General features: G+C 65.5%; 20 protein-coding genes and 1 pseudogene. 12 read left to right on the top strand and 9 right to left on the bottom strand.

The annotated features are described in order from the left end of the window. Positions 1-54: 54 nt before the first annotated feature. The 4 genes from sufC to GOOTI_RS14960 all read right to left on the bottom strand — a co-directional run bounded on the left by sufC (position 55) and on the right by GOOTI_RS14960 (position 4397). Positions 55-828, bottom strand: a complete 774-nt coding sequence (gene sufC / locus GOOTI_RS14975; protein WP_007239452.1) for a Fe-S cluster assembly ATPase SufC — start codon at positions 826-828, stop codon at positions 55-57. Between the two features lie 136 nt (positions 829-964). Next, positions 965-2200: a Fe-S cluster assembly protein SufD gene (gene sufD, locus GOOTI_RS14970; protein ID WP_007239451.1), complete on the bottom strand. Its 1236-nt coding sequence runs from the start codon at positions 2198-2200 to the stop codon at positions 965-967. Next, positions 2200-3633 carry a Fe-S cluster assembly protein SufB gene (gene sufB / locus GOOTI_RS14965; RefSeq protein WP_007239450.1) on the bottom strand — a complete coding sequence of 478 codons (1434 nt, stop codon included), beginning with the start codon at positions 3631-3633 and terminating at the stop codon, positions 2200-2202. The genes sufD and sufB overlap by 1 nt, the downstream gene beginning before the upstream one ends. Continuing rightward, positions 3630-4397 (bottom strand): helix-turn-helix transcriptional regulator, encoded by a 768-nt coding sequence (locus GOOTI_RS14960; protein WP_083835928.1) that lies wholly within the window; start codon positions 4395-4397, stop codon positions 3630-3632. The genes sufB and GOOTI_RS14960 overlap by 4 nt, the downstream gene beginning before the upstream one ends. Before the next feature lie 127 nt (positions 4398-4524). Here GOOTI_RS14960 and mptB point away from each other — a divergent pair, with 127 nt between their 5' ends. From mptB to GOOTI_RS14940, 4 genes are all read left to right on the top strand, one after another. Continuing rightward, a complete protein-coding gene (gene mptB, locus GOOTI_RS14955) occupies positions 4525-6303 on the top strand; it encodes a polyprenol phosphomannose-dependent alpha 1,6 mannosyltransferase MptB (RefSeq protein ID WP_039994171.1) in 1779 nt (592 codons plus the stop codon). 105 nt (positions 6304-6408) lie between these two features. Further along, positions 6409-7380: an ABC transporter ATP-binding protein gene (locus GOOTI_RS14950; protein ID WP_039994170.1), complete on the top strand. Its 972-nt coding sequence runs from the start codon at positions 6409-6411 to the stop codon at positions 7378-7380. Continuing rightward, positions 7377-8180: an ABC transporter permease gene (locus GOOTI_RS14945; RefSeq protein ID WP_007239446.1), complete on the top strand. Its 804-nt coding sequence runs from the start codon at positions 7377-7379 to the stop codon at positions 8178-8180. Before GOOTI_RS14950 ends, GOOTI_RS14945 begins: the two co-directional genes overlap by 4 nt. Further along, positions 8177-9226, top strand: a complete 1050-nt coding sequence (locus GOOTI_RS14940) for a COX15/CtaA family protein (protein WP_007239445.1) — start codon at positions 8177-8179, stop codon at positions 9224-9226. The genes GOOTI_RS14945 and GOOTI_RS14940 overlap by 4 nt, the downstream gene beginning before the upstream one ends. On the opposite strand, the gene GOOTI_RS14935 is transcribed toward GOOTI_RS14940, so the two are convergent. Further along, positions 9219-9593 (bottom strand): hypothetical protein, encoded by a 375-nt coding sequence (locus tag GOOTI_RS14935; protein WP_039994173.1) that lies wholly within the window; start codon positions 9591-9593, stop codon positions 9219-9221. The genes GOOTI_RS14940 and GOOTI_RS14935 overlap by 8 nt on opposite strands. A 150-nt stretch (positions 9594-9743) precedes the next feature. On the opposite strand from GOOTI_RS14935, the gene GOOTI_RS14930 reads away from it, so the two are divergent. Together GOOTI_RS14930 and GOOTI_RS14925 are read left to right on the top strand one after the other, a co-directional pair. After that, positions 9744-10262, top strand: coding sequence for a phosphoribosyltransferase (locus tag GOOTI_RS14930; RefSeq protein WP_039994169.1), 519 nt, complete (start codon positions 9744-9746; stop codon positions 10260-10262). Between the two features lie 69 nt (positions 10263-10331). Next, positions 10332-11294 carry a quinone oxidoreductase family protein gene (locus GOOTI_RS14925; RefSeq protein WP_007239442.1) on the top strand — a complete coding sequence of 321 codons (963 nt, stop codon included), beginning with the start codon at positions 10332-10334 and terminating at the stop codon, positions 11292-11294. A gap of 21 nt (positions 11295-11315) precedes the next feature. On the opposite strand, the gene GOOTI_RS14920 is transcribed toward GOOTI_RS14925, so the two are convergent. Then, positions 11316-12239: a heme o synthase gene (locus GOOTI_RS14920; RefSeq protein ID WP_373279026.1), complete on the bottom strand. Its 924-nt coding sequence runs from the start codon at positions 12237-12239 to the stop codon at positions 11316-11318. 407 nt (positions 12240-12646) lie between these two features. Here GOOTI_RS14920 and tkt point away from each other — a divergent pair, with 407 nt between their 5' ends. The 5 genes from tkt (at position 12647) to pgl (ending at position 19205) form a co-directional block, all read left to right on the top strand. After that, positions 12647-14725 carry a transketolase gene (gene tkt, locus GOOTI_RS14915; RefSeq protein WP_007239440.1) on the top strand — a complete coding sequence of 693 codons (2079 nt, stop codon included), beginning with the start codon at positions 12647-12649 and terminating at the stop codon, positions 14723-14725. Positions 14726-14820: 95 nt separating this feature from the next. Further along, positions 14821-15942, top strand: coding sequence for a transaldolase (tal, locus tag GOOTI_RS14910; protein WP_007239439.1), 1122 nt, complete (start codon positions 14821-14823; stop codon positions 15940-15942). Between the two features lie 5 nt (positions 15943-15947). After that, entirely contained in the window at positions 15948-17483 is a 1536-nt protein-coding gene (zwf, locus tag GOOTI_RS14905) for a glucose-6-phosphate dehydrogenase (RefSeq protein ID WP_007239438.1), read from the top strand. Between the two features lie 55 nt (positions 17484-17538). Next, on the top strand, positions 17539-18456 hold the full coding sequence (locus tag GOOTI_RS14900) for a glucose-6-phosphate dehydrogenase assembly protein OpcA (RefSeq protein WP_007239437.1): 918 nt from the start codon (positions 17539-17541) through the stop codon (positions 18454-18456). Then, on the top strand, positions 18453-19205 hold the full coding sequence (gene pgl / locus GOOTI_RS14895) for a 6-phosphogluconolactonase (protein WP_007239436.1): 753 nt from the start codon (positions 18453-18455) through the stop codon (positions 19203-19205). The genes GOOTI_RS14900 and pgl overlap by 4 nt, the downstream gene beginning before the upstream one ends. A 48-nt stretch (positions 19206-19253) precedes the next feature. On the opposite strand, the gene GOOTI_RS14890 is transcribed toward pgl, so the two are convergent. Both GOOTI_RS14890 and GOOTI_RS14885 read right to left on the bottom strand, forming a co-directional pair. Then, positions 19254-20300 (bottom strand): alpha/beta fold hydrolase, encoded by a 1047-nt coding sequence (locus GOOTI_RS14890; RefSeq protein WP_007239435.1) that lies wholly within the window; start codon positions 20298-20300, stop codon positions 19254-19256. Between the two features lie 170 nt (positions 20301-20470). After that, positions 20471-21097: a TetR/AcrR family transcriptional regulator gene (locus GOOTI_RS14885; protein WP_233425512.1), complete on the bottom strand. Its 627-nt coding sequence runs from the start codon at positions 21095-21097 to the stop codon at positions 20471-20473. Between the two features lie 91 nt (positions 21098-21188). On the opposite strand from GOOTI_RS14885, the gene GOOTI_RS14880 reads away from it, so the two are divergent. Then, entirely contained in the window at positions 21189-22562 is a 1374-nt protein-coding gene (locus tag GOOTI_RS14880) for a glycosyltransferase (RefSeq protein ID WP_007239433.1), read from the top strand. Here GOOTI_RS14880 and ppc read toward each other — a convergent pair. Further along, a pseudogene (gene ppc / locus GOOTI_RS14875) lies at positions 22559-24690 on the bottom strand (phosphoenolpyruvate carboxylase); the annotation flags it as partial. The gene GOOTI_RS14880 and the pseudogene ppc sit on opposite strands and share 4 nt — an antisense overlap.

The raw sequence follows: 24690 nt of genomic DNA, 5'->3' as shown, positions 1-24690 counted from the left end.
GGCGTCGACGTCGAGCGTCGGAGCCTGTGCGGCCACGGTCTCGGTCGACATGGCTCAGCCCGCCGCGGCAGCCGTCGTGAAGCGGACGTAACCGTTCTCTTCGAGCTCGTCCGCCAATTCGGGACCGCCCGATTCGACGACGCGTCCGTTGACGAACACGTGCACGAAATCCGGCTGGATGTAGCGCAGGATCCGTGTGTAGTGGGTGATCAGCAGAATCCCGCCGTTCTCCTCCGCCTTGTAGCGGTTGACACCCTCACTCACGACGCGCAGGGCGTCGACGTCGAGGCCGGAGTCGGTCTCGTCGAGGATCGCGAACTTCGGCTTGAGCAGATCGAGCTGGAGGATCTCGTGACGCTTCTTCTCGCCACCGGAGAAGCCTTCGTTGACCGAACGTTCGGCGAACGACGGATCGATGTCGAGAGCGGTCATCGCCTCCTTGGTCTCCTTGACCCAGTGGCGCAGCTTGGGAGCCTCACCGCGCACCGCGGTCGCTGCGGTACGCAGAAAGTTCGACATCGAGACACCGGGAACCTCGACCGGGTACTGCATCGCGAGGAACAGTCCCGCACGAGCGCGCTCGTCGACGCTCATCTCGAGGACGTCCTCCCCGTCGAGCGTGATGGAGCCGCTGGTCACCGTGTACTTGGGATGACCGGCGATCGCATACGACAGCGTCGACTTGCCGGAACCGTTGGGGCCCATCAGTGCGTGGGTCTCCCCCGACTTCACCGTCAGGTCAACGCCTTTGAGGATGTGGATCGGTTCGGCGTCGGTGTCGGACTGCGCGACGTCGACGTGCAGATCGCGGATTTCGAGTGTGCTCATGGTGCTTTCTTTCTGGGCTGGTGATCTCGACAAGCTCGATCAGCAGGGTCGGAGTCAGATCAGCGGGGTCGGAGTCAGATCAGCGGGGGCGGGTCAGATCAGCGGGAGTGTCTGGATCGGTGCGACCGACGAGCGGTCAGGCGCCGGAGATCTCGAGTTCGTGTTCGATGGCGGCGGCCAGACGTTCGCGCAGCTCGGGCACCGTGATCCTGGCAATCACTTCGCCGAAGAATCCGCGGATGACGAGGCGTCGTGCCTGATCCTCGGGGATACCGCGCGCCTGCAGGTAGAACAGCTGCTCGTCGTCGAAACGGCCGGTGGCGCTGGCGTGGCCCGCACCGACGATCTCGCCGGTCTCGATCTCGAGGTTCGGCACCGAGTCGGCGCGGGCGTTGTCGGTCAACACCAGGTTGCGGTTGAGCTCGAAGGTGTCGGTGCCCTCGGCTTCGGGTCGGATCAACACGTCGCCGATCCAGACCGTGTGGGCTTCCCTACTGCGGTCACCCGACGGATCGCCTTGCAGTGCACCCTTGTACACCACGTTGGAGCGGCAGTTCGGCTGATTGTGATCGATGAGCAGACGCTGCTCGAGATGCTGTCCGGCGTCGGCGAAGTAGAGACCCCACAGCTCGACGTCGCCTCCCGGCGCCGCGTAGCGCACGAGCGGGGACAGCCGGACCAGGTCGCCACCAAGGCTGATCGCGAAGTGCCGGAGCACGGCGTCGCGGCCCACCTTGATGTGGTGCGCGGCGACGTGAACTGCATCGTCGGCCCAGTCGTGGACGTTCACCACGGTCAGTGCCGCCTGGTCGTCGACGATGAACTCGACGTTCTCGGCGTAGGTTCCGCTGCCCTTCTGATCGAAGACGACGACGGCGCGCGCGAACGGCTCGAGGTGGATCTGCACGTGCCCGAATGCCGTGGAATCCACGCCGGGGCCCTCGAGTGTGATGACCACGGGCTCACTGAGCTCGACCTCACGGCCGACCGTGAGCACCGTCGCCTCGTCGAACGATGAATACGCCTGCGCGGCAATGCGATCGAACGGGACACCGCCCTGTCCGAGGCGCTTGTCGTCGCGACCGACCGTCTCCACGGTCACGCCCTCCGCGGTACCCGTCACCTCGACGGTCGCGCGACCGTCGGCCTTGGCACTGCCGTCGTGCAGTCCGCGCAGACGTCGGAACGGCGTGAAACGCCAGGCTTCCTCACGTGAGCTCGGCACCTCGAACGCTTCGACGTCGAACGACGTGAACAGTTCGCCCTTGTTGACAGGGGCGGCTTCGCCGCGGTTGACAGGGGCGGCTTCGCCGCGGTTGGCGGGCGCGGCGGTGTTACCCGGCACGGTGACTGGGATCGTGGGGTCAGCCATCAGCCGACGGCTCCTTCCATCTGCAGTTCGATGAGGCGGTTGAGCTCGAGCGCGTACTCCATCGGCAGTTCCTTGGCGATGGGTTCGACGAAGCCGCGCACGACCATGGCCATCGCCTCGTCCTCGGTCAGCCCTCGGCTCATCAGGTAGAAGAGCTGATCGTCACTGACCTTCGACACGGTGGCCTCGTGACCCATGGTCACGTCGTCCTCGCGGATGTCGACGTACGGATAGGTGTCGCTGCGGCTGATCGTGTCGACCAGGAGAGCGTCGCACTTGACCGTCGATCGACTGCCGTGGGCGCCGTTGTTCACCTTGATCAGTCCGCGGTACGACGCGCGACCACCGCCGCGGGCCACCGACTTCGAGATGATGTTGCTCGAGGTGTGCGGCGCGAGGTGGACCATCTTCGAACCGGTGTCCTGATGCTGGCCCTCGCCCGCGAACGCCACCGAGAGAACCTCACCCTTGGCGTGCTCGCCGGTCAGCCACACGGCCGGGTACTTCATGGTGACCTTGGAGCCGATGTTGCCGTCGATCCACTCCATCGTGGCCCCCGCCTCCGCCTTGGCACGCTTGGTGACGAGGTTGTAGACGTTGTTCGACCAGTTCTGGATGGTGGTGTAGCGGCAACGGCCGCCCTTCTTCACGATGATCTCGACGACCGCGGAGTGCAGCGAGTCGGTCTTGTAGATCGGTGCGGTACATCCCTCGACGTAGTGCACATATGCGCCCTCGTCGACGATGATGAGAGTCCGCTCGAACTGGCCCATGTTCTCGGTGTTGATGCGGAAGTACGCCTGCAGCGGGATGTCTACGTGGACGCCAGGCGGGACGTAGATGAACGATCCACCCGACCAGACAGCGGTGTTGAGCGCGGAGAACTTGTTGTCACCAGCCGGAATGACCGAACCGAAGTACTCCTTGAACAGCTCGGGGTGCTCCTTCAGTCCGGTGTCGGTGTCGAGGAAGATGACGCCCTGCGCCTCGAGATCCTCGCGGATCTGGTGATAGACCACCTCGGACTCGTACTGCGCTGCGACGCCGGCGACCAGCCGCTGCTTCTCCGCCTCGGGGATGCCCAGCTTGTCGTAGGTGTTCTTGATGTCCTCGGGCAGGTCGTCCCAGGAAGCTGCCTGCTTCTCGGTCGAGCGCACGAAGTACTTGATGTTGTCGAAGTCGATACCGTCGAGATCGGCGCCCCAGTGCGGCATCGGCTTGCGGTCGAAGATGCGCAGCGCCTTGAGACGGTTCTCCAGCATCCACTCGGGCTCGCTCTTCTTCGACGAGATGTCGGCGACGACGGCGTCGGAGAGTCCGCGCTGCGCACTCGCTCCTGCGACGTCGGAATCAGCCCACCCGTACCCGTAGGTACCGAGTGAGGCGATGGTCTCCTCTTGCGTCAGTGGAGCCTGTCCATCTGTAACTGTCATCGCGAGGCCTTTCGACTCGTCTGCGTGGGATCGACGGCGGGGGTGGGCTGGATGTCGCCGATCATCAGGGGGACATGCGTTGTACACGCGCAATCACCGTTGGCGATCGTCGCGAGACGTTGTACGTGCGTACCGAGGAGCTCGGTGAACGCCGCCGTTTCTGCCTCACAGAGTTCGGGGAACTCTGCCGCGACATGTGCCACGGGACAGTGGTGCTGGCAGATCTGGACGCCGGAACCGACCAACCGTGTGTTGGCCGCGTACCCAGCGCTGGTGAGCGCGTCGGCGATCTCTTCGACCGTCTCCGAGACCGAACCGGATTCAGAGACCGGGCGGACGCTGTCGACGATGCCCTCGATCCGATCGCGGGCGAAGTCTCCTATCGCGTCCTCACCGGCGATGTCGCGCAGCTTGCGCATCGCAGCGCGCGCGAGGTCGTCGTAGGCGTGCCGAAGCTTCCCACGGCCGGAGGCCGTCAGTTGAAACCACTTGGCGGGTCTGCCCCGACCACGTTCACCGCCACGTCCGAACCCGGGCGAGGCATGTTCGGCATCGCCGGCATCGACGAGCGCGTCAAGGTGTCGACGAACGCCCGCGGCACTGATGCCCAGTCGCTCGGCGATTTCGCCCGCGGTCAGCGGCCCGTCCTCGACGAGCAACGACACCACCGCGGCACGCGTCTGCCCGTCGGTGTGCATGGCTCCTGAATCGGCCACCACACCGGGACGGGCGCTGTCGACAGACAGCACAGCATCACTCCGCATGGTTTTCACAACGCCAGTGTGACGTAATTACTTCCCGGCTTCCAGCAAGGGTGGCCTAAGAGATTGCCGCGAAGTCGTCGGGTGCGGCGTCGAGGGGCACCTACTCGCCACCCATTACAGTCGTCGTGTGCCAGAAACCAGTGTCGTGCGTCGCGCTGCGACCTACCTCGGTCTGCAGACGTCGCTGCAGCGAGCGGACACGGATTCCGACACCCCGGGCGACTACGGCCGGTCGGTGGCGACACTGCACGACACCGAACAGGAGGTCGGCCCGCTCAACGCGGAAGAGAACCGGCGACTGTTCCGGATCAAGATATTCGGCGCCACCGGTTCGGTCCTGCTGCTGATCGGGTCACTCGGTACCGGCCAGATCCCGGTGCTGCAGAATCCCGTCGCCGGAATGCGTCTGTTGTCGCTGCCGTCACGCATGTGGAGTACGGCTCTGACGATGTCGATCGGCGGCACGCTGATGCTCGTCGTGGCGTGGCTGATGATCGGACGCTTCGCCGTCGGCCGGTTCAGCGTGGAGGTTCTCGAACGCCGGAGTCCACAACGACGGATGACACGACGTCAGGCCGACAGCACGTTGCTGCTGTGGATCTCGCCCATACTCGTGGCTCCACCGCTGCTCAGCAAGGACATCTACTCCTATCTCGCGCAGAGCGCGATCGCCGAGCGCGGCATGGATCCGTACGTCATCAGTCCCGTGCGGGGACTCGGCGTCGACGATGTCCTGACGCGATCGGTACCCAACCTCTGGCGCGACACCCCGGCCCCCTACGGGCCCCTGTTCATCTGGATCGGCGAAGGCATCACCAAGGTCACCGGCGACAACATCACGACGGCGATCTTCCTGCATCGACTCGTAGCACTGCTCGGCGTCGCGTTCATCGTGTGGGCTCTCCCCCGCCTCGCGCGACGCTGTGGGGTGTCGGGAGTGGCCGCACTGTGGCTGGGCGCGATGAATCCGCTCGTCATCCTCCATCTCGTCGGAGGTATCCACAACGAGGCGCTGATGCTCGGCCTCATGCTCGTCGGACTCGAGTTGTGTTTCGCGGGTATCTACAGCGCCGACCGCCTCCGCGGTTCCGGATTCTGGCCGAGTCGGGCAGGTTGGCTGCTCATCGCGGGTACGGCTGTGATCACGGCGTCGTCCATGGTGAAAGTCACATCGATGCTCGCCCTCGGCTTCGTGGGTGTCGCTCTCGCGCGGCGCTGGGGCGCCACGCTCCCCGCGCTGCGACACGCTCCGATCAGCAGTTGGTGGTCGCGCTCTCGTGAGTCCGTGCGTGCCCTCGCCGCGTCGGCCGGATGTCTGTTCGTGATTCTCGCCATAGTGGTGGTGGGGATCTGCGTGGGCACCGGACTCGGTTTCGGATGGACGACAACTCTGTCGACGGGCGAGATCGTCCGGTCATGGATGTCGATGCCGACACTGATGTCGGTGAGTACGGGCAGGGTCGGTGTGTGGCTCGGCCTCGGTGATCAGACCCAGGCCATCCTCGACGTCGCCCGTCCGATCGGGCAACTGATCGCCGCGATCTTCGTGGTCAGGTGGTTGCTCGCCACCCTCGCGGGTCGACTGCATCCGCTGGGCGGCCTCGGGATCGCGATGGCGACCGTGGTCGTGTTCTTCCCGTTCGTGCAGGCCTGGTACCTGCTGTGGGCCGTGATCCCGCTCGCCGCATGGGCTACCGGCCCCTGGTTTCGCGTACTCAGCATCGCGGCGTCGGCGATCATTGCGATCGTGGTCATGCCGACGAGCTCCAACACGAGTGGTGTGGTTCTCGCGCAGGGACTGCTGGCCGGTGTGATCATGGTCGCGGTTCTGACGGCCCTGTTCTTCGAGGATCTGCCGTTCACCCGGCACAGACGTCGTCGGTCGACCTCCGAGGCGCAGTCGTGACTGCGGCGTCGGCCTGATGGCGTTTTCTCTCCTGCGCCCCTCACCGCATAGTCTTGGCGTGTGCGCAGCACGGCTTCACCCTCACCATCTCCGGCAGACGATCCGATGACCGATCGTCATGCTCACGGACCCGTTTCCTCGGCCACGTCCACGAGACCCGATACCGCGCTCAGCGTGCGGGGGTTGGTGAAGCGATTCGATGATCGCACCGCGGTGGACCATCTGGATCTGGACCTGGACACCGGGACGGTCCTCGCACTCCTCGGCCCCAACGGTGCGGGCAAGACCACGACGGTGGAGATCTGTGAGGGTTTCCAACACGCCGACGAGGGACAGGTGTCGGTTCTCGGACTCGACCCGTGGCACGACAACGACAGACTGCGCACACGTATCGGGGTGATGTTGCAGGGTGGTGGCGCATATCCGGGCGCCCGCGCCGAGGAGATGCTTCGCCTCTGCGCGGCCTACTCGGCCGATCCCATCGACCCCGAGTGGTTGCTCGACGCCCTCGGCCTGACCTCGGCGGCTCGCACGCCGTTCCGTCGTCTCTCCGGCGGCCAGCAGCAGCGGTTGTCGCTCGCCTGCGCCATCGTGGGCCGGCCCGAGCTGGTCTTTCTCGACGAACCGACTGCCGGACTCGACGCACAGGCGCGGCTGGTCGTCTGGGAGATCATCGACCGGCTGCGCGGCGACGGTGTGTCGGTGTTGTTGACCACACACCTCATGGACGAGGCAGAAGAACTCGCCGATCACGTGGTGATCATCGACCACGGCAGCGTCGTCGCCGACGGCACGCCTGCGGAACTCACGAGCCGGGGCGCGGAGAACGAACTGCGCTTCACGGCTCCGCGCGGCCTCGACATGACGATGCTCGAACTCGCCCTGCCGGAGGACTACCGGTGCACCGAGCCGGTCCCCGGAAACTATCTGGTCAGTGGGGACGTCACACCGCAGGTGCTCGCGACGGTCACTGCCTGGTGCGCCAAGATCAATGTCCTCGCAACCGACCTGCGAGTGGAGACGCGCAGCCTCGAGGACGTCTTCCTCGACCTGACCGGACGGGAGTTGCGTCGATGACCACCGCCCGACCGTCGACCTCGCAGTTCCCGCCGGGGACCTTCGCGCCGCGACCGAAACCGGCGTCGCTGTCGGCGATGCTCGCCGCCCAGACGCGCCTGGAACTGACGCTTCTGCTCCGCAACGGCGAACAGCTGCTGCTGACCATGTTCATTCCCATCACCCTGCTGATCGGATTGTGTCTACTCCCGCTCGACACCGACCTGGGCACGACCAACGCCGAGCGCGCGGCGACGTTCGTGCCCGCCATCCTGACGGTCGCGGTCATGTCGACGGCCTTCACGGGCCAGGCGATCGCGGTGGGATTCGACAGACGGTACGGCGCTTTGAAACGCCTTGGCGCAACACCGATTCCGCGTTGGGGGATCATCACGGGCAAGGCATTGGCCGTCGTGATCGTCGTCATCGCCCAGGCGATCCTGCTCGGCGCGATCGGCGTCGCGTTCGGTTGGCGGCCGGAGCCGGTCGGTCTGTTGATCGGCGCTGTGGTCGTCGCGCTCGGCACGGCTGCGTTCTGTGCGCTCGGTCTCCTGCTGGGCGGCACTCTCAAGGCAGAAGTGGTCCTGGCGCTGGCGAACCTTCTCTGGTTCGCCATGGTCGGTGTCGGCAGCCTGGTCGTCATGGGTTCGCGGATCCCCGACGGGGTGTGGTGGGTGGCACGTATCGTGCCGTCCGGCGCGCTGACCGAAGCACTACAGCAAGCCGCCGACGGACGCGTAGACGTCTTCGGCGTGGTGGTTTTGCTGGCCTGGGCCGTGATCGGCTCAGCGCTGGCAGTGAGGTGGTTCCGATTCCAATGACGACGTCAGACACGCGCACCGAGAAGGCTGCGGAGTCCCCCGACACCGCGAGGCCCGACGCCGCGTCGCGAGCGGGCTGGTTCGGGCGCATACCCGGATTCGGCGACCCCTCCGCGCGATTCGTCCACGGATGGGCCATCGCTCAGTTGGTGGTCAACGTCGGCATTGTCGTCACCGGCGGCGCGGTGCGACTCACCGGTTCAGGACTCGGCTGCCCCACCTGGCCGCAGTGCACCGACGGCTCCTTCGTGCCCCATCAGGCCCTCGGCATGCACGGAGCCATCGAATTCGGCAACAGGATGCTGACGTGGGTGCTGGTGGTCGTTGCCATCGGGACGTGGCTCGCGGTGTTCCGTCACCGCGACTCCACCCGCGGCGACCGCTGGTTGGCCACGCTCATCGCGCTCGGAATCCCGTTCCAAGCGGTCATCGGCGGAATCTCCGTGCTCACCGACCTTAATCCGTGGGTCGTCTCGCTGCACTTCGTGTTGTCGATGGCGCTCGTATCCGCGGCGACGGTGCTCGTGTTCCGCACATCCACGCGGGTCCGGCAGCGGGCCACCAACACCGTGGCCGCGCGCCTGGGCAATGCGCTCTCGTGGTTGATCTACCTGTTCACCTGGGCAACCATCTACATCGGAACCGTGGTCACCGGATCAGGGCCTCACGCAGGCGACGCCGATGCCCCGCGCAACGGACTGGATCCCGGCGCGATGACACAGCTCCACGCCGACTTCGTGTTCGTGCTCGTGGGATTGGCGCTGGCAGTCGCGGTGACCACACGCGTTCTCCGCATGCCACAAACGCGCGCCGCGTTCACCTACGTCGCGCTGCTGGCCCTGCAGGGGATCATCGGCGGCATCCAGTACGCCACGAACCTCCCGATGGCTCTGGTGATCGCCCACATGCTCGGCAGCGGACTCCTGATGATCGGCGCCACCTGGCTCGTGCTGTGGTTCGGGCGAGATCAGCGTGCTCCCGCCGACGTCACCTCGGGAACAGTCACCCCCGGAGCAGACGCCGCGAGGACCGAACCGGTCAGATGATCGCGCTGTTGCGCGCCTTCGGGAAGTGCTCGGAGTGCGCGACCCAGCCGGCCATCTTGCGGTAGTGCTCGGGTGACACCGTCGCCTTCGACGTCAGGTCTCGATCCCACTCCCCGATCTTGAGGCCGGGTACGGCGTCGACGACAGCATGCGCGGTCGCGACATCGTCGACGACGCGGTCGCCGAGGTAGCCGTTGGAGTCACCGACGAGGGTTATGCGTACACCCGCGGCCCCGATCGGCTGCAGCACGGCTGTCGCAGCGCCGCCCTCGGCGGCCACGAATTTCTTGATCGATTCGACGACGCCGGCAGGTGCCTTCGCACGCGAAGCGGTGTTGGTGGTCTTGGTCGTCTGCTCGTCGCTCATGGTCTGTAGAGCATACCGACCCGAGCCCTCGGTCTCGCCGCGGCGTAGCGACAGGAGCGACCGGATCGACGTCGATCTGACCGGCACCGCGAACCGAACAGTCACGGTTCGAGATGTGCAGGGGCCGCGGACTTGGCAGAGTTGGCGGGTATGGAACCCTCCGCGCAGGAGCGCGAAATCCTCACCTGGGAATTGAACGGTGTCGCCTGCCGGGAACTGGCACAGATGGTCGCCGATGACAAATACGTCCCCGACATCATCATCGGAATCGCCCGCGGCGGTCTCATCCCGGCGGGAGCAATGGCCTACGCCCTCGACTGCAAACTCATGCTGTCGCTGAATGTCGAGTTCTACACCGGCATCGGCGAGACACTGTCCGAACCGGTGATGCTGCCCTCACTGCTGGAGAGCAGCGGGTTGCACGATCAACGTGTCCTCGTCGTCGACGACGTCGCCGACACGGGCAAGACACTCAAGCTCGTCGACGATTTCTGCGAGCAGCAGGGGCGCGTGGCCGAGGTCCGCAATGCCGTGATCTACCAGAAACCCCACACGATCACGACTCCCGACTACTGCTGGCGCACCACCGACAAGTGGATCAACTTCCCGTGGTCGGTGGACCCGCCGGTCGTTGAGACCAGGAATGCGACCAGCGAGGCCGACGGGTAGGAGTCGTCCTCCGCGCGGTGTCATCCGCCACTGCGTAGCGACGCGGTGGGCACCGTGTACAAACGAGGCATGCGCGCGATTCAGGTGACCCATCACGGCGGCCCCGAGGTGCTCAACTACGGAACGGTCGACGATCCGATCCCCGCCCCGGACGAGGTGATCGCCCGGACCTCGGCCATCGGCGTGAACTTCATCGACACATACCTGCGGCGCGGCATGTACCCGTCGACGCCGCCGTATGTGCCCGGTACCGAGGGCACCGGCGAGATCGTTGCGGTCGGCAGCGAGGTCACCGACCTCCAGCCGGGACAACGAATAGCGTGGGTCGACGCACCCGGCTCCTACGCCGAACTCGTCGCGGTCCGCGCCGCCCGCGCCATCCCGGTGCCCGACGGCGTCCCCGACGTCGTGGCCGGCGCGACGATGCTACGCGGCCTGACCGCCCACTACCTGCTCAACGGCAGCGCACACCCGGCTGCGGGTGACACGATCCTGCTCCACGCGGGCGCCGGCGGTGTCGGACTGATCCTGACGCAGCTCGCCGCGCGGCGCGGCATCACGGTGATCACCACGGTCTCCACAGACGAGAAGGAAGAACTGTCCCGGTCCGCGGGGGCAGCACACGTGCTCAGGTACGGCGACGACCTGGTTGCGCAGGTGCGCGATCTCACCGATGGCAACGGTGTCCCAGTCGTCTACGACGGAGTGGGCGCCGACACCTTCGAACAATCACTCGCCTCGACGGCCGTCCGCGGCATCGTCGTCGTATTCGGTGCCGCGAGCGGGCCGGTGCCACCCTTCGATATCCAGCGGCTGAATCCGGCCGGCTCGCTGTCGGTGACACGTCCGACGCTCGGCCACTTCATCGCCGACACCGACGAGCTGCGCTGGCGATCGGCAGAGTATTTCGACGCTGTTCTCGACGGCCTGGACGCGCGTGTGGGTCAGCAGTACAGGCTCGCAGACGCGGCGACCGCACAAGCCGACCTGGAGAACCGGACGACCACGGGAGCGACCGCACTCACTCCCTGAAAGCGGAGTGGCCCGGCGGCCTCAGAAGTAGCTGGCGATGGTGGGTAGGTTGACCACCGCGTCGATCGCGAGTCCGCAGAACAGAGCCGCGAGATACTCGTTCGACTGCAAGAACACCTTCAGGGGGGTCACCTCGACACCTCGTCGGGTGTCACGGTAGAGCTTGTGCACGCGGTTGAGGAACCACACCCCGGCCAGCACCGCAACAGCCGCATAGATCCAGCTCGCGGCACCGATCAGCAGGAACGAGCAGATGACGGTCAACCACGTGTAGACGAGGATCTGCCGGGTGACCCGCTCCTCCGTCGCGATCACCGGAAGCATCGGCACGCCCGCGGCCTTGTAGTCCTCGCGGTAGCGCATGGCCAGCGCCCACGTGTGCGGCGGCGTCCAGAAGAAGATCACGCCGAACATCACGATCGGCTGCCAGCTCAGCGAGCCTGTCACGGCGGCCCATCCGACGAGCGTCGGCATGCAACCCGCTGCGCCGCCCCACACCACGTTCTGCCAGGTGCGGCGCTTGAGGATCATCGTGTAGACGCCGACGTAGAAGACAATCGTCGCCGACACCAGCAACGCGCTGAGCAGATTCGCCGCCCACCAGAGCACCGCGAACGACGCGACCCACAGCAACAGGCCGAAGATCAGCGCGTTGGTCCTCGTGACCGCGTGCCGAGCAAGCGGACGCTTGGCGGTACGCCGCATCTTCTTGTCGATGTCGGCGTCGACGACCATGTTGAGCGTGTTGGCACTCGCCGCGCCCAACCAGCCGCCGAGAAGCGTGAAAGCGATGATCGCAAGGTCGACGTGACCTCGGTCCGCCTGCAGCATCACCGGGATCGTCGCCACCAGCAGCAGTTCGATGACGCGCGGTTTGGTGAGTGCGACGTAGGCCATGACCAGTCCGCGTATGCGGGCCACGACACGTGTGTCGGCGGTTGTGATCGACTCGCTGACCTGCCGGTCAGAATCCACCTCGGACGTGCTGCGAGAAGTGGCGGAACCATCTCCGCTCACACGCTCACCGATCCTCACGTCAACTCCCCTACCCCACCGATGATTCGGTTCGCGGGCATCTCCGACTACTACTCAGCATGGTAGACGCTGGGGTATTCGATCGAAGAATTGAGGCTCTGCGTCGCGGTCAACCTGCGACGACGGGGGCCACCCACAGATCGTTACGAGCCACCGCACCACAGAGTGGCGTAGGCGGATTACTCTGGACATCGTGGGCCGGACGGCCCTGCGGCAGCGCGCAGACAGATCGCGCATGAGTACGCGCGCTCGACGGCTGACGACCCAGCACGACACGTATCACGCAGGCACACCAACACGCACAGGAGACGGCACACGTGGCTGACACCGACGAGATCCGCGAACGCACCACGGCGGCTTACCCAGACGACTGGTCCGACGTGGACACACGCGCGGTCAACACCGCCCGAGTACTCGCCGCCGACGCCGTGCAGAAGGTCGGCAACGGGCACCCCGGCACCGCGATGAGTTTGGCGCCGCTCGCGTACACGTTGTTCCAGCGCGTCATGCGCCACGACCCCGTCGACACCACCTGGGTCGGCCGCGACCGCTTCGTCCTCTCCTGCGGGCACTCGAGTCTGACTCTCTACATCCAGCTCTATCTCGGCGGGTTCGGTCTCGAACTCTCCGACCTCGAGGCCCTGCGCACCTGGGATTCACTCACCCCAGGGCACCCGGAGTTCCGGCACACCAAGGGCGTCGAGATCACCACAGGCCCTCTCGGACAGGGTCTCGGGTCTGCGGTAGGCATGAGCATGGCTTCGCGCTACGAGCGCGGTCTGTTCGATCCCGACGCCGCGCCCGGGGCCAGCCCGTTCGACCACTTCATCTATGTGATCGCCTCCGACGGCGACATCGAGGAGGGAGTGACGTCCGAGGCATCATCGCTCGCCGGCACGCAGGCGCTGGGCAACCTGATCGTGTTCTACGACCAGAACCAGATCTCGATCGAGGACGACACCACCATCGCACTCGGCGAGAACACACCCCTGCGCTACGAGGCGTACGGCTGGCATGTACAGACCGTCGAGAGCGGCGAGGACGTCGTCGCCATCGAGGCCGCGATCGAGGCGGCCAAGAAGGTCACCGACAAGCCGTCGCTCATCTGCCTGCGAACGATCATCGGTTACCCGGCGCCGGACAAGATGAACACCGGTGCCGTGCACGGTTCGGCGCTCGGCGCCGACGAGGTCGCCAAGACGAAGGAAGCTCTCGGCTTCGATCCGGACAAGACCTTCGACGTCTCCGAAGAGGTCATCGGTCACACACGCAAACTCGTCGAGCGGGGTGTCGAGGCCAAGGAGACGTGGACGAAGGCGTTCGACGCCTGGGCGAGCTCGAACCCCGACAACAAGAAGCTCTTCGACCGACTCCAGGCTCACGAGCTGCCCGAGGGATGGCGCGACGTCCTGCCGACCTGGGCTCCCGGCGACAAGGACCTCGCGACCCGCGCGGCGTCGGGAAAGGTCCTCTCGGCGCTCGGGGGGATCCTCCCGGAGCTGTGGGGCGGTTCGGCCGACCTCGCGGGTTCGAACAACACCACGATCGACGGGGCGGCCTCGTTCGGTCCCACCGCGATCTCGACCAAGAAGTGGTCGGCCAACCCGTACGGCCGCACGCTGCACTTCGGTATCCGCGAGCATGCGATGGGCGCGATCCTCTCCGGCATCGTGCTGCACGGCCCGACGCGGGCGTACGGCGGTACGTTCCTGCAGTTCGCCGACTACATGCGTCCGTCGGTGCGACTGGCCTCGCTCATGGAAATCGATCCGATCTACGTGTGGACACACGACTCCATCGGTCTCGGCGAGGACGGCCCCACCCACCAACCGGTGGAGCATCTCGCCGCACTGCGCGCCATCCCCCATCTCGACGTCGTGCGCCCCGCCGATGCCAACGAGACCGCTGCGGCGTGGGCCCACCTGATGACGCGCCGCAATCGTCCCGTCGGCCTGATCCTGACACGTCAGAACGTTCCGGTCCTCGAGGGGACGTCGGCCGAGGGGGTCGCCGCCGGAGCGTACGTACTCAGTGACTCTGACGACGATCCACAGGTCGTCATCATCGGAACGGGCTCCGAGGTGCAGTTGGCCGTCGAGGCACAGAAGACTCTGGCCGAGAAGGGAATCGCGGCCCGCGTGGTGTCCATGCCGAGCATGGAGTGGTTCGACGAACAGCCACAGGGCTACCGCGACTCGGTACTGCCCCCGGCAGTACCGCGGGTGTCGGTCGAGGCGGGTATCGCGATGCCGTGGTACCGCTGGGTGGGCAACGGCGATCAGATCGTGTCGCTCGAGCATTACGGAGCGTCCGCCGACTACAAGGTGCTGTACGAGAAGTTCGGCATCACCGCGGAGGCGGTCGTTGCGGCCTCTCTCCGCGCTGTGGCGGGCTGATCGCCGATCGAATCCACAACTCAACATCGAGATCCCAACCGAGGCAACCCACTAGAGGCGCTCCCACAAGGAGCGTGATGTTGGAGGAGAGAACCGTGACACAGAACGAGAAGCTCGCAGAATTGTCCGCAGCCGGGGTTTCGGTGTGGCTGGACGACCTGTCCCGAGACCTGATCAGCTCGGGACAGCTCCAGGAACTCATCGACACCAAATCGGTGGTCGGTGTGACGACCAACCCGTCGATCTTCCAGGCTGCACTGTCCAAGGGCACCGCATACGACGACCAGATCAACGAGCTGGCTGCGCGTGACACCGATGTCGACAGCGCGGTGCGCACAGTGACGACCGACGACGTCCGCAACGCATGCGACGTCCTGCGGCCGGTCTTCGACCGCACCAACGGCCTCGACGGTCGGGTGTCGATCGAGGTCGACCCGCGCCTGGCGCACGACACCGAGAAGACCGCCGCTCAAGCGGTGGAGCTGTGGAAGATCGTCGACCGTCCCAACACGCTGATCAAGATCCCGGCAACGAAAGAAGGCCTGCCCGCGATCAGCCGCACCCTCGCCGAGGGCATCAGCGTCAACGTCACCCTGATCTTCTCGGTGGAGCGCTACCAGGAGGTCATGGACGCCTACCTGAACGGGCTCGACGCAGCGCTCGCCGCAGGACACGACATCTCGAAGATCCACTCCGTGGCGTCGTTCTTCGTCTCCCGCGTCGACACCGAGGTGGACAAGCGTCTCGACGCCATCGGCACCCCACAGGCCGTGCAGCTCAAGGGTTCGGCAGCGCTGGCCAACGCGCGGATCGCCTACCACGCCTACCAGCAGGTGTTCGAGATCGATTCCCGCTTCCCCGCTCTGCGGGAGCAGGGCGCGTTGCCGCAACGCGCACTCTGGGCATCGACCGGTACCAAGAACCCCGACTACGCCGACACGCTTTACGTCAGCGAACTCGTCGCCCCCAACACGGTGAACACCATGCCGGGCAAGACGATGGACGCGTTTGCCGACCACGGCTGGGTCGACACCAAGTCGATCCTGGGTCGCGCCAAGGAGTCGCGTGAGGTCTTCGACGCCATTTCGGCTGTCGGCGTCGACTTCTCGGACGTGTTCAAGGTGCTCGAGGACGAGGGCGTGACCAAGTTCGTCGACGCGTGGACCGGTCTCCTCGGCGCAACCGAGGAGCAGCTATCCGCCGCGAAGAAGAGCTGACGTAGGTGGCAGACACCGCGGGTTGGAAGAACCCGCTGCGCGACCCACGTGACAAACGTCTCCCTCGTATCGCAGGCCCGTGCAGCCTCGTCATCTTCGGCGTCACCGGAGATCTCGCACGCAAGAAGTTGATGCCCGCGGTGTACGACCTCGCCAATCGGGGGTTGTTGCCGCCGTCGTTCGCGCTCGTCGGTTTTGCCCGACGGGATTGGGACGACGAGGATTTCGCGAAAGTCGTCCACGACGCCGTTCGCGAGCATGCAAGGACGGGCTTCCGCGAGGAGGTCTGGGAGCGTTTGTCGGAGGGATTTCGTTTCGTCCAGGGTTCTTTCGACGACGACGCAGCGTTCGACCGCCTTCACGAGACGCTCCTGCGGCTCGACAAGGAACGCGGCACGGACGGCAACCATGCGTTCTATCTCTCGATTCCGCCCAATGCGTTCCCCACGGTCTGCGAGCAACTCGAACGCAGTGGGTTGGCCGCCGAGGAAGGCGACAACTGGCGTCGCGTGGTGATCGAGAAACCCTTCGGGCACGATCTGCAGTCGGCCAAGGAACTCAACGCCATCGTCAACGCGGTCTTCCCGGAGTCGTCGGTGTTCCGCATCGACCACTATCTCGGCAAGGAGACGGTGCAGAACATCCTCGCGCTGCGCTTCGCCAACCAACTCTTCGACCCGCTGTGGAGTTCGCACTACGTCGACCACGTGCAGATCACCATGGCCGAGGACATCGGGCTCGGCGGCCGCGCAGGCTACTACGACGGGATCGGTGCGGCACGGGACGTGATCCAGAACCATCTGCTGCAACTCATGGCGTTGGTGGCGATGGAAGAGCCGATCTCGTTCGAGCCCAAGCAGTTACAGGCGGAGAAGATCAAGGTGCTCTCGGCGACGAGCAACATCCTTCCGCTCGACGAGAACACCGCGCGCGGCCAGTACGGCCCAGGCTGGCAGGGCAGCCAGAAGGTTCCCGGACTACTCGAGGAGGAGGGCTTCAGCGCCGACTCCATCACCGAGACGTATGCCGCCATCGCGCTCGAGGTGGATTCACGACGTTGGGCCGGTGTGCCGTTCTATCTGCGTACCGGAAAACGCTTGGGGCGCAGGGTCACCGAGATCGCGCTGGTGTTCAAGCGCGCGCCGCATCTGCCGTTCGACAAGACGATGACCGAGGAGTTGTCCCAGAACGCACTCGTCATCCGCGTCCAACCGGACGAGGGCATCACCCTGCGATTCGGGTCGAAGGTCCCCGCGTCGAGCATGGAGGTCCGCGACGTCAACATGGACTTCAGCTACGGCACCGCCTTCACCGAGGCGTCGCCGGAGGCGTACGAACGCCTCATCCTCGACGTCCTGCTCGGCGAGCCGTCACTGTTCCCGGTGAACGACGAGGTCGAATTGTCGTGGAAGATCCTCGATCCCGTGCTCGACCACTGGGCACAGGCGGGCCGACCCGACACCTATGAGTCGGGTACCTGGGGACCCGACTCCGCCGACGAGATGATGGCCAGGACCGGGCGAACGTGGCGCCGACCCTGATACCGCCGACCCTGTCACCGCCCCGTAGCTCACTGCACGCGCCGAGGAGGTACCGATGATCGTCACGCTGCCCGACACCACCACCAACGAGGTCGCCAAGAAAATCGTCATGGTCCGCGAGGCCGGGGGTGCGATCAGCCTCGGCCGGGTGCTCACCCTTGTGGTGGTCGCCGAACACGGCGAACCGACCGAGGCAGCCATCGAGGCCGCCGTCGGCGCCAGCAGCGAGCACCCGAGCCGAGTGATCGTTATCTCGTGCGATCCACGCGACGAGGAGTCCCGGCTCGACGCTGAGATCCGGGTCGGCGGCGACGCGGGCGCGTCGGAGGTCGTGCTGCTCACCCTGCACGGCGAGTTGGCCAACCATCCGCGAAGCGTCGTGACGCCCTTCCTGCTCCCCGATACGCCTATCGTCACATGGTGGCCGGGCGCTGCGCCCGAGGATCCCGCCAAGGACAGGATGGGCCGCATCGGGCGGAGACGGATTCTCGACGCGACGAAGTCGGCCAATCCCGAGACCGTGCTCGCGCGCAGACTGGCGACCTACGCCCCGGGCGACACCGACCTCGCGTGGACTCAGATCACGGGCTGGCGTGCACTGCTGGCCTCCGCCGTCGAGCGTCCGCCGCACACCCCGATCACCGGGGCAGAGGTGACCGGTCCCGCGATCTCGCCGAGTGTGGATCTGCTTGCGGGATGGCTTCGTTCGACGCTGGGCGTACCGACGCAACGCAACATCGGCAGCTTCGAGGTGCGGTTACACCGTGACGAGGGCACCACGGTCATGTCGATCGACCAGAACGGCAACGCCGTCTTGAGTGCCCCGGGCAAGCCCGATGGCCGCGTCGCGATGATGCATCGCGATCTTCCGATCTGTCTCGCCGAGGAGCTACGCAGGCTCGACACCGACGAGATGTACGAGCTCGCCCTGCGCGGCGCGGTCGAACTCCAAGCCCAGGGAGCGCCGGTATGACAACCGAGACACTCGTGTTCGACGACCCGGACATGCTCACGACGACAGCGGCAACGCGTTTCGTCGACGTCGTGTCACGCGCTCAACGCGAGCGAGGGATCGCATCGGTGGTGCTGACCGGGGGCAGCAACGGAATCGCCATCCTGCGTGCGCTCGCACCAGGAAGCGACGTCGACACCAGTGGGCTGGACTGGTCGCGGATCGACTTCTACTGGGGCGACGAGCGTTTCGTCCCCGGCGACGATCCCGAACGCAACGTCGGACAAGCCTTCGACGCCCTGCTCACGCACGTACCCGTCGATCCTGCGCGGGTGCATCCCGTCGCGGCGTCCGACGGGGTCTTCGGCGACGACATCGAGGCCGCGGCATCGGACTATGCGGCGACACTCGCAGCGAATGCCGACGACGGCGTCTCCCCCGCCTTCGACCTCCATCTGCTCGGGATGGGCGGCGAGGGACACATCAATTCGCTGTTCCCTCACACCGCGGCCACCGCCGAGAACGTGCGCACGGTGGTGTCGGTCGAGGATTCTCCGAAACCGCCACCGCGCCGCGTCACGCTGACCTTCCCCGCCCTGAATCGATCGGCTCAGGTGTGGTTCCTGGTATCCGGCCCAGACAAGGCCGACGCCGTCGCGGCCGCGCACTCCGGCGCGTCGCGTGACGACTGGCCGTGCGCGGGCGCTCATGGGACGTCGGAGACGGTGTGGTTCCTCGACGACGCAGCGGCGGGCAAGCTCTCCGTCTAGGCTGCCCCCTGGCGTGACCCGTCCGGTTTCGCTGATCCCCGCGAGCAATCACAGATCTGCGAGCCCCGGTTTCGACAGGAACTCGGCGAGCTTCCCATCGATGAAGTCGATGTCAACCGGGTTGGCGCCTCCCCCCGCGAAGTGACCCCACACGCCGGGGATGACGGTCACGTCGCCGCGCTCGATGAACTGCGAGGCCCAGACCTCGTCCTCGGGAGGGAAGTACAGGTCCTTCTCTGCCGGCATCGCCAGCACCGGGCATCGTATGGAGCGCAGCGCTGCCTGGGTGTCACCGTCGAAACCGGGTGTCTGGCCGACATCGCCCGCGTGCCAGGTCCTGAGCATCGAGATCAGGTTGTTGGGATCGCGTCCGTCGCGGAAGAACGCCTCCCAGAACCCGAGCACGAAGTCGTCGAATGAGGTGAATCCCATTGTGCGCCATTGCTCTTGCCAGTAGAAGGCCTGAGAGAAACCCCACCCTGCGTATATTCGCGCGAACGCACGAAGCCCCTTGATCGGCGGCGACGCCGGATCGTAATCACCGTCGGCCCACGCCGCATCTGCCATCATCGCCACCTCCAGCGACTCCAAGAACACTTTGTTGTGCGGCGCGGTGACACTCGACCCGCAGAACGGAGCCGCCCGCTGAACCATCTCCGGATAGCTCACCGCCCATTGATAGGTCTGGCCCGCGCCCATCGACCATCCCGTGACCAGCTCGATGGAGGAGACGCCGAGTGCAGTCAACAACGCATGCTGCGCCTCGACCTGGTCGTAGAAAGTCACGAGCGGAAACCTGGCGTGGTCGTAGGGCACCTGAGCATTCGACGGCGACGTCGACAATCCGTTTCCGAGCATGTTGGGAATGACGATGAACCATTCGTCGGGATTGAGTGCCTTCTTGTCGGTGCCCACCAGCCATTCGTTGTCGGTGTGCCATCCCGAGTACCAGGTGGGATAGACGACCACGTTGCTCTTGTCGTCGTTGAGCTTTCCGAATGTCTCGTACGCGAGTCTCGCATCGCGCAACGTCACACCGGACTGCAGCGTGAAGTCACCGAGTTCGAAAATCTGCGCATCGGTCGGCATGGGCATCGCGTGGTCCGCCTTTCGGTCAAGGTACTTCCATGTGGAACTATCGATGACCATGCTATGTCCAGGGACGCCGGCTGTCGCGACGATTCGACGCCCCGACTGACATCTGATGTGCCACAACAATGTGCGGATGACGTGTCACAGAAGCTCTCGAGTGTCGTGCGCGGTGATCACGCAGGACCGTCGAGGTGGCATCGGATGCTCGTCAGCAGCCACTGCGCGTAGTCTTCGGCACTCCAGCCGTTACGGATCACGAAGTAGTGGAACGATTCCGGATCGGTCAGATGGGTCAGGATCACGGCGAATCGAGCTCGCTCCCCCTCTGACACAAGGCCGCGCGCCACGAACACGTGACTGCCGACGTCGATCTCCGCAGCCCTGGCTGACTCGGAACGGCGCAACGCAGCCCTGATCGCAGGGTCGGCATCACCCGCGAGCAGAGCTGTGTGCCACAGCCGCGCGATACGCGAGTGTCCGGCGGCCAGGAATCGCGTGTAGCGCAACAGAGCGACGTCGTTGTCCGGTTCGGCGAAGATGTCGCGCACTTCTGCCTGTTCGGCGAACAATTCGCCCTCGACGCCCAGGAACTCACGCTCGAGGACCGCCGCCATCAGTTCGGCCTTCACGCCCGTGGCGTGCACCGTGTGGAGCGACACCCCGGCACGACTCGCGATCTCCTTGATCGACGTGGCCGTGTACCCCTGTTCGCCGAACAGGTCGCGCGCCGCGGCGAGTACGTGTGCACGCGTGGCTGCGGCGCGACCACTGCGCAGTTGCGACTCGTATTTGCGTGCCACCTGTTGCACCCCGGTTCATGTCCGATTACATTTCTCATATTAGCCAGAATCCGAATCTGGTGAATTTCGACGGAGCCCGCGGAGGCCGACGATGAGCAACTATCTACTCGCCAGCACTCCCCTCGTCGGCCATGTGGCACCGCTCGTGGCTGTCGCTCGTGACCTGACCGCACGCGGCCACGAGGTGACGATGCTGACCGGTTCACGGTTCTCCCCGTCGATCCGTGCTGCGGGTGCCGAGCCTGTTCCGCTTGAGGGCGTCGCCGATTTCGACGAGCGCGAGCTCGACAGCTATCTGCCCGACGCGGAGCGTTACCGCGGCATCGCACTCTCCCGGTACCAACTGACCCAGACCTTCGTCCGCCCGATGCCCGAGCAGTGGCGTGCCCTTCGTGCAGTTCTCGACGTCACCCGTTTCGACTCGATCCTGGTGGACAACTTCTTCCTCGGCGCGCTCCCGCTCCTTGTCGGAGAGCGTGGACAGCGGCCGCCCGTACTCGCGGTCGGAGTCGGCCCGTTGGCGCAGTTCAGTCGCAACACCGCACCTCCCAACTCGGGATTCGCCCCGTCGTGGTCGCGGGCCGGGATGCTCCGTAACCGGGCGATGAACTTCTTCGCGCAGAGAGTCCTGTTCCGATCGCTGCAACAGTACGCGCTCGGTCTGTATGGCCAGATGACCGATTCGCCTGTGCCGCTGGACTTCCCATTCGTTCTCGACGTCGCGGCAGCTTTCGATTCCTATCTGCATCTCGGGCCCCGCGAGTTCGAGTACCCCCTCGACGACCTGTTGCCCAACGTACGTTTCGTCGGGCCGATCGACACGAGCCGATCGATCCCGGCCCCGGCGATGCCCGGCTGGTGGGACGATCTCGATCGGAGTCGGCCGATCATCCACGTCACACAGGGAACCGTCGCCAACTCGGATTTCGACTCGCTCGTGCGCCCGACGGCCATGGCACTGGCGGACATGGATGTCACGGTCGTGGCCAGCACGGGAGGCCGCCCCGTGGAGGCACTGGGCCCACTCCCGGACAACTGCCGCGCCGCCGAGTTCCTCCCCTATGATCAGCTGCTTCCCGCGACGTCGGCGATCGTTACGAACGGCGGATTCGGCACGATCATGCTGTCGCTCGCACACGGCGTACCCGCCGTGGTCGCCCCGGGCGCCGAGGACAAACCCGAGGTTGCCGCGCGTGTCGCGTTTCACGGTACGGGCATCGACCTTCGCACCGCGACCCCGACCCACGCACAGATCCGCGAGGCGGTCGCCGACGTGCTCGATGACACCGACTACCGCCGGCACGCTGCAGCGATCTCATCGGCGCTGTCGCAGTACGACGCGCTCGAGTCGATCGCACACGCACTCGAGCGCGCGTCGTCCCACGCCGCCGAACAGGACGAACACGTCCGACGACGTTCGCGCTTGTGCACGAGCCGGACCGGGGTACGCGCCGCCAGGCGCTAACCGCTGTTGCGCAGCGCTGTGGCGAGTCCGTTCATCGTGAGCTGGATGCCGCGTCGAACTCGCGGACTGTCGTCACCAGCACGGAACCTCCGCAGCAATTCGACCTGCAGCAGATTCAGCGGCTCGAGATAGGGGAAGCGGTTGTACACCGAGCGCTTCAGGGCGGCATTGTCGGCGAGGAGATCGTCGGTTCCGGTGATCTTCGCGTACATGGCGAGGGTCCGCTCGTTCTCGTCGACGATCATGCCGAACACCTTGTCACGCAGCTCCTCGTCGGGAACGAGTTGCGCGTATCGGTGCGCGAGTCCCATATCCGATTTGGCCAGCACCTGCGCCATGTTCGACATCACTGTGCGGAAGAACGGCCACTTCTCGTAGTACCGGTGAAGTGTCTCGAGCCGCTGCGGGTCGTCGCCGACCCACTGTTCGAAGGCCGAGCCGGTGCCGTACCACCCCGGCAGCATCACACGCGACTGCGTCCACGACAGCACCCACGGGATCGCGCGGAGATCGGAGATCTTCTCGGTCTGCTTGCGCGAGGCGGGGCGACTGCCGATGTTGAGGGCACCGATCTCCGACAGCGGAGTCGACGTGGTGAAGTACTCGACAAAACCGGGCGTCTCGTGCACCAATTTCGAGTACGCGGCGCGGGCGAGGGCCGCGACCTCGTCCATGTTCTGGTACGCCTGCTCCGATTCGTCACCGAGGCCCTCGACGTCGAGCAGCGACGATTCGATCGTTGCTGCCAGAAGCGTCTCCAGATTCCGTTCGGCCACAACCGGTTCCGCGTACTTGGCTGCGATGATCTCGCCCTGCTCGGTGATGCGTAGCGAACCCTGCACTGCCCCAGGTGGTTGTGCCAGGATGGCGTCGTAGCTCGGACCGCCGCCACGACCGACCGTGCCACCGCGACCGTGGAAGAGACGCAGGCGGATACCGGCCTTCTTCGCGGCCTCGACCAGATCGAGCTCACCGCGGTAGAGCGCCCAGTTGGCGGCCATGTAGCCACCGTCCTTGTTCGAGTCGGAGTACCCGAGCATGACTTCCTGCATGCCGGCCTGTGAGTCGACGAGGCCCCGGTAGAACGGCAGGTCGAGTGCGGCGAGAAGCGTCTGCGCCCCCTGCTGGAGGTCTTCGATGGTTTCGAACAGCGGAACGACGCGCACCGTCGAGACCAACCTGCCGTCGTCGTCGATGTCGATCAGACCGGCCTCCTTGAGGAGGATCATCGGCTCCAACATGTCACTGACCGACGTGCACATGGAGATGATGTAGTTCGGCACCGATTGCGGGCCGAAGGCGGCAACGGCGTCGGCGGCGGCGCGGACGATGTCGAGTTCCTTGCGCGCGAGTTCCGAGAGTTCGGCATCGGGCCGGGTCAGTGGCCGACGGGCCTGCAATTCGCCGGAGAGCACGGAAACCCGCTCCTCCTCCGACAGCGACGCATAGTCAGGTGTGACACCGGCCCACGCGAGCAGTTCCGCGACGACTTCCTCGTGCATGTCGGAGTTCTGCCGCATGTCCAGACCCGAGAGGTTGAATCCGAATGCCCGGACACCCTCGCGTAGGCGGAGCAGGCGATCGTCTGCAATGGAGTCGTCACGGTTCTCGCGTAGCGCACCGTCGACGACGTCGAGATCCGCGAGAAGCTCGGCAGAGTCGGCGTACGGTGCCTTGCCGTCGATGAGGTCGAGATCCTCGCGCTGCAGGACGTCGGGACCGAACAGAGCTTCGGCGGTCGCTACCAGGCGCGCGCGAATGTGCTTGAGAGCGAGGCGGAAGGGTTCGTCGGTTGCCGGGTCGTCGGGGTCGACGCCCGCGAGTTCGACGAGCCGTCCGCTGGTTTCGATGAGTCGTGCCGACATGCTCAGTTCCTGACGCAGCAGCGCCAGCTCGGACAGGTGATGACCGATTGCTGTCCGCGCCGCCAGCGACGTGGCCAGGGCGACGACGTCGCCGGTCACGTAGGGGTTGCCGTCGCGGTCGCCACCGATCCACGAACCCATGCGCAGTATCGGGTCGTCGGACAGGCCCGCGTCGGGATAGGCCGCCTGGAGCGTTTCGCGTACCGACGTGTTGATCTTGGGGACACCTCGAAGAACGAGGCGTCGTAGTAGCGCAGACCCGA

The sequence above is a fragment of the Gordonia otitidis NBRC 100426 genome (assembly GCF_000248075.1).
In the GTDB taxonomy this organism is placed as follows: domain Bacteria; phylum Actinomycetota; class Actinomycetes; order Mycobacteriales; family Mycobacteriaceae; genus Gordonia; species Gordonia otitidis.
This window is presented reverse-complemented; position numbering and strand designations above follow the sequence as displayed.